The following is a 5,376-nucleotide window of genomic DNA, read 5'->3' on the forward strand; positions in this document are numbered from 1 at the left end:
GGCCGCCCCCGCCGCCCCCGCCGCCCACGCTGCGGCCGGGCCGACGCCTCCCAGCTCGGCCGCGGCGTGGATCGCCGCCGGGGAGGCCACGTCGAGCACCGGCGCGAGCCAGTGGTGGAAGTGGTTCGCCCCGCCCAGGGCCGCCGGGATGCCCACCCAGCCCCCGACCACCGAGAGGACGGCCAGGAGCCACAGGGGCACCGTCATGCTCGCGGGAGACTCGTGCACGTGCACGTGGTGGTGGTCGAACTTCTCGGGGCCGAAGAAGGTCATGAACACCAGCCGGAACATATAGAAGGCCGTGAGCCCCGCCCCGGCGAACCCGAGCAGCCACTGGAACTGGAACCCGTTGGACCAGGCCATCCAGAGGATCTCGTCCTTCGAGAAGAACCCGGCCAGTGGCGGGATCCCCGCAATGGCGATCGTCGCCACGAGGAAGGTAAGGTAGGTGTGGGGCATGTGGGCCCGAAGCCCCCCCATCTTGCGCATGTCCTGCTCGCCGCCCATGCCGTGGATCACCGACCCGGACCCCAGGAAGAGGCAGGCCTTGAAGAAGGCGTGGGTCATGAGGTGGAAGATGCCGGCCACGTAGGCCCCGACCCCCATCCCGATGAACATGTACCCGAGCTGGCTCACCGTGGAGTAGGCCAGCACCTTCTTGATGTCGTTCTGGGTGAGCGCAATGGTGCCGGCAAAGAGCGCCGTCACCGCGCCGATCGTCGCCACCACGGCCATGGAGGTGGGCGCGAGCGAGTAGAGCACCGCCGAGCGCCCGATCATATACACGCCTGCCGTTACCATGGTAGCCGCGTGGATGAGGGCGGAGACCGGGGTGGGGCCGGCCATGGCGTCGGGAAGCCACACGTAGAGGGGAATCTGGGCGCTCTTGCCCGTGGCGCCCACGAAGAGCAGCAGCGTGATGGCGGTCACCAGGGCCCCGCCCAGGGCCAGGGTCGCCGGGGCCTGGGACATGACGGTGCGGAAGTCCAGGGTTCCGAAGTGGACGAAGATGAGGAACATGGCCAGGAGGAAGCCGAAGTCGCCGATCCGGTTGACGATGAAGGCCTTCATGCCCGCCGCGGCCTTGGCGGCGTCCTCGAACCAGAACCCGATGAGGAGGTAGGAGCACAGCCCCACGCCCTCCCAGCCCACGAACATCACCAGGAAGTTGCTCCCCAGCACCAGGGTGAGCATGGCGAAGCTAAACAGGTTCAGGTACGAGAAGTACCGGGCGTACCCCGGGTCGTGGCTCATGTACCCCACGGAGTACACGTGGATCAGGAAGCCCACCCCCGTCACCACCAGGATCATGACGCAGCTGAGCGGGTCGAGCAGGTAGGCCAGATCCACCTTGAGCGAGCCCGCTGCGATCCACTCGAAGAGGGTCTGGGTGAGCACCCGCTCGTTTTCCGGGAGCGCGCGCAGGGTCATGAAGCCCCACACCGAGAGCAAGAACGACAGGAAGATGCTCCCGCACGCGATCCCCGAGACCAGGCTCTTGGGCAGCCGCTTCCCCAGCAGGCCGTTGACGAGCGCGCCCACCAAGGGGAGGAAGGGGATGAGCCAGATGTAGCCCCAAGTGTGTTCTTGCATCGCCGCGTCCTTTTTGGGCGCTCAGCCCTTGAGCAGATCGAGCTCGTCCGCGTGCACCGTGCCCCGGGTCCGGTACAGGGACACGATGATGGCCAGGCCCACCGCGGCCTCGGCCGCGGCCACCGTCATCACGAAGATCACGTAGATGAGTCCCTCGACGCTGTTGAGGTGGTCGGCCAGGGCGACGAAGGCCAGGTTCACGCCGTTGAGCATGAGCTCGATGCACATGAGCAGCACGATCACGTTGCGCCGGAGCAGCACGCCCACCGCCCCCAGGGTGAAGAGCACCGCCGAGAGGGTCATGGAGTATTCGAGGGGTATCATCGCGTCCTTCCTTCCCGGCCTTCCCGGCCCCAGCTGCCCGCCGCCGTCCCCAATCCGCCGCTCACAGCTTCTTCTTCGCGAGCGCCACGGCCCCCACGAGCCCCACCAGGAGCAGGATGCCGGCCGCCTCGAAGGGCAAGAGATAGGTGGTGAAGAGCTGCCCGGCCAGGAACTCCACGCTCCCCACCTCCATCAGGGTCTCCACCGTCATGGGCCCGACGGCCCCGGTGAGCCGGGCGCCCAGGGGGACCACCAGGAGGACGAAGAGCAGGCCCGCCCACACCAGGCCGATGATCTTCCCGCCCGAGAGCCGCGGCCCCGGTGTCGACTCCCGCTGGATGTCGAGCAGCATGATGACGAACACGACCAGCATCATCACCGCTCCGGCGTACACCATGAGCTGGATGGCGAAGATGAACTCGGCGTGATGCAAGAGGTAGATCACCGCCAGGCTCACCATGGTCCCCACCAGGGACATGGCCGAGTGGATCGGGTTTCGGCAGGCCAGCACCCCCAGCGCGCCGAGCACCGCCAGGCCTCCGAAGACGAAAAAGAGCACAACGGCCATGGATGCGTCCTCCGTCGCGGACCTAGCAGGCTGCTGAAAAAGCAGCCTGCGTGCGCCCCATGGAGGGGGCGCCGAATCATGGCGCTTGAAGAGCGCTGTGATTCGAGAGGGTTCGAAGGGGCCGTCCCCGAGAACCCGTAGCTGAAAACCCCAGGGAGGGGGGTTTTCAGCTCCCTGCTAGTTCTTGGCCAGCACGTCGCGGGTCATGTGGAACTCTTCCCGGGTGTACCCGCAAAACTCGTAGTTGCGCGTGAGCTCGATGGCGTCCTTGGGGCAGGCCTCTTCGCAGTACCCGCAGAAGATGCACCGGGTCACCTCGACCACGAACCGCTCCGGAAAGCGGCGGCCGTCGGGGGTCTCCTTGGCCTCCACGGTGATGACACTTGCCGGGCACACCGCCTCGCATAGCCCGCAGGCCACGCACTTCAAGCGCCCGTTCTCGCTCTTGAGCCGGTGCAGCCCCCGCCAGCGCTCGGCGGGCTCGCGCTTTTCCTCCGGGTACTGGATGGTCACCGGTTTGGAGAAGAAGCGGCTCAGGGTAAACGCCAGGCCCTTCAGGAGCGGGGTAATGACCGCCATCTCGTCTCTCCCGTGCTCGCGCCGCGCAGGCTACGCGAACACCGTGTAGTACAGGCCCACCGCGACCACGTTGGCGATGGACAGGGGGATGAGGACCTTCCACCCCAGGTTCATCACCTGGTCGTACCGGAACCGGGGAAAGGTGCCCCGCTCCCAGATGAAGAAGAAGACCAGCACGAACACCTTGAGCAGGAACCACGTCACCTTCGGGACGAAGGGGGCCTCCCACCCGAAGGGCAGGTTCCAGCCGCCCAGGAACAGGCAGGTGATGAGCGCCGCGAGCGAGATCATGTGGGCGTACTCGGCCATGAAGAACATGGCGAACTTCATGCTCGAGTACTCGATGTTGAACCCGCACGCGAGCTCGCTCTCCGCCTCGGGCATGTCGAAGGGGGTGCGGTTGATCTCGGCCAGGCCGCACACCAGGTACAGGGCGAACGGCAGCCACAGGATCGGCTTGAACACGTTCCAGACGTGGCTCTGCCCTTCCACGATCTGCACGAGGGAGAGACTCCCGCTCACCATGATCACGCTGATCAGTGTAAAGCCCAGCGCCAGCTCGTAGCTCACCATCTGGGCCGCCGCCCGCAGCGACCCCAGGAGCCCGTAACGGTTGTTCGACCCCCAGCCCCCCAGCACCACCCCGAACTCCCCGAGGCTCGCGAGTCCGAAGATGAACAGGACCGCGACGTTGATGTCGGCAACCCGCAGAAAGATCTCCCGGCCGAACAGCGTCACCGACTCCCCGAAGGGGATCACCGAGACGATGAGGATCGCCGGGATGATGGAGAGCGCCGGCGCCAGGATGTACGTCAGCTTGTCGGCGTTGGCCGGGACGATGTCTTCTTTGAAGAACCCCTTGATGCCGTCGGCGATGGGCTGGAGGAGCCCGAAGGGGCCCACCCGGTTGGGGCCCCGGCGCACCTGCACCCTGCCGAGCACCCGGCGCTCGAGCCAGGTGGTGTAGGCCACCATCAGCATCAGCACGCCGAAGACCACCACCACCTTGACGACGCTCTCGATCAGGAAGGCAACCATAAGTTCCTCGCTTCGCTCGGAAGTGAAACGTGAAAGGTGAAACGTGAATGGGGCTTCGCCTGCTGCCGGAACGTCAGCTCCCGGCGGGACCCCTCACCTCCCACTGTTCACCCTTCACTTTTCACTCTTCGCCTCTCCCCGCTACGCCTTCTCCACCCGCACCGCGCACACCTTGTACTCCGGGATCTTGGCCGTGGGGCACACGGCCGGGTTGGTGAGCACGTTCACCGGCGACTCGCTGTAGTGGAAGCTCAGGAAGACCGTGCCCGGCGCCGTGCGATCGATCACCTTGATCCTGGTCTCGATCTGGCCTCGGCGCGAGGCCACCTTGACGTCGTCCCCGTCCTGGAGGCCCAGCTTCGCCGCGTCTGCCGGGTGCACCTCCATGAAGCCCTCGGGGAAGCAGTCGTTGATCCGCCCGCATCGCCGGGTCATGGTGCCCGAGTGGTAGTGGGCGTGCTCCCGGCCGGTGGTGAGGAGCAGGGGGAACTGGGCGTCCACCTTCTCGTCGGCTCCCCGGAACGCGATGGGGGCGAAGAGCCCCTTGCCCCGGGTGAACTTGCCCACGTGGAGGATGGGCGTGCCGGGGTGGTCCTTGGAAGGGCAGGGCCACTGGAGGCCCTGGCGCTCGATGCGGGCGTAGTCGATGCCGGCGTAGCTCGGGGTCAGCGAGGCGATCTCGTCGAAGATCTCCGACGGCCCCCCGTAGTCCATCTTGTAGCCCATGCGCGACGCGAGCTCCTGGAAGATCTCCCAGTCGGGGCGCGACTCGCCCCGGGGCGCCACGGCGGCCCGCACCCGCTGGACCCGGCGCTCGGTGTTGGCAAACGTGCCGTCCTTCTCCGCAAACGAGCAGGCGGGGAGCACCACGTGGGCCTTGGCGGCGGTCTCGGTGAGGAAGATGTCCTGGACGACCAGGAGCTCGAGCTTATCCAGCGCCTGCTCCACGTGCCGTACGTCGGGGTCGGTGATCATGGGGTTCTCGCCCATGACGTAGAGGGCCTTGACCGTCCCCTCCAGGGCGCCGTGGGTAGCCTCGGTGACCGTGAGCCCGGGCTTGCGGGGGAGCTTCCTGCCCCAGGCCTGCTCGAACTTGGCCGCGGCCTCCTCGTTGTCCACCCGCTGGTAGCCCGTGAGCACGTTGGGCAGGGCGCCCATGTCGCAGGCGCCCTGCACGTTGTTCTGGCCCCGGAGCGGATTGAGCCCCCCGCCCGCCACCCCCACGTTGCCGCAGAGCATGGCCAGGTTCGCCAGGGCCTTGACCGCGTCGGTGC

General features: G+C 66.9%; 6 protein-coding genes. All 6 read right to left on the reverse strand.

Annotated features, from left to right (window positions below; genetic code table 11):
• The coding region (gene nuoL, locus AB1578_21655; protein MEW6490504.1) for an NADH-quinone oxidoreductase subunit L at positions 1-1,593 on the reverse strand (1,593 nt) is incomplete at its 3' end.
• Positions 1,594-1,614: 21 nt separating this feature from the next.
• Positions 1,615-1,917, reverse strand: a complete 303-nt coding sequence (nuoK, locus tag AB1578_21660) for an NADH-quinone oxidoreductase subunit NuoK (protein MEW6490505.1) — start codon at positions 1,915-1,917, stop codon at positions 1,615-1,617.
• A gap of 61 nt (positions 1,918-1,978) precedes the next feature.
• On the reverse strand, positions 1,979-2,485 hold the full coding sequence (locus AB1578_21665; GenBank protein ID MEW6490506.1) for an NADH-quinone oxidoreductase subunit J: 507 nt from the start codon (positions 2,483-2,485) through the stop codon (positions 1,979-1,981).
• A 177-nt stretch (positions 2,486-2,662) separates the two neighbouring features.
• The gene (nuoI, locus tag AB1578_21670; GenBank protein MEW6490507.1) at positions 2,663-3,064 is read right to left on the reverse strand and encodes an NADH-quinone oxidoreductase subunit NuoI; all 402 of its coding nucleotides are present in this window, start codon (positions 3,062-3,064) and stop codon (positions 2,663-2,665) included.
• 30 nt (positions 3,065-3,094) lie between these two features.
• Positions 3,095-4,102 (reverse strand): NADH-quinone oxidoreductase subunit NuoH, encoded by a 1,008-nt coding sequence (nuoH, locus tag AB1578_21675; protein MEW6490508.1) that lies wholly within the window; start codon positions 4,100-4,102, stop codon positions 3,095-3,097.
• Between the two features lie 141 nt (positions 4,103-4,243).
• Positions 4,244-5,376, reverse strand: a 1,133-nt coding sequence (locus AB1578_21680; GenBank protein MEW6490509.1) for a molybdopterin-dependent oxidoreductase, incomplete at its 5' end; no start/stop codon positions are given.

The sequence above is a fragment of the Thermodesulfobacteriota bacterium genome, from assembly GCA_040756475.1.
Lineage (GTDB): Bacteria > Desulfobacterota > Deferrisomatia > Deferrisomatales > JACRMM01 > JBFLZB01.

Bases quoted from the DNA above. Each gene is read 5' to 3' on its own strand.
- nuoI (MEW6490507.1), bottom strand. From the start codon at position 3,064: ATGGCGGTCATTACCCCGCTCCTGAAGGGCCTGGCGTTTACCCTGAGC.
- nuoK (MEW6490505.1), bottom strand. From the start codon at position 1,917: ATGATACCCCTCGAATACTCCATGACCCTCTCGGCGGTGCTCTTCACC.
- AB1578_21665 (MEW6490506.1), bottom strand. From the start codon at position 2,485: ATGGCCGTTGTGCTCTTTTTCGTCTTCGGAGGCCTGGCGGTGCTCGGC.
- nuoH (MEW6490508.1), bottom strand. From the start codon at position 4,102: ATGGTTGCCTTCCTGATCGAGAGCGTCGTCAAGGTGGTGGTGGTCTTC.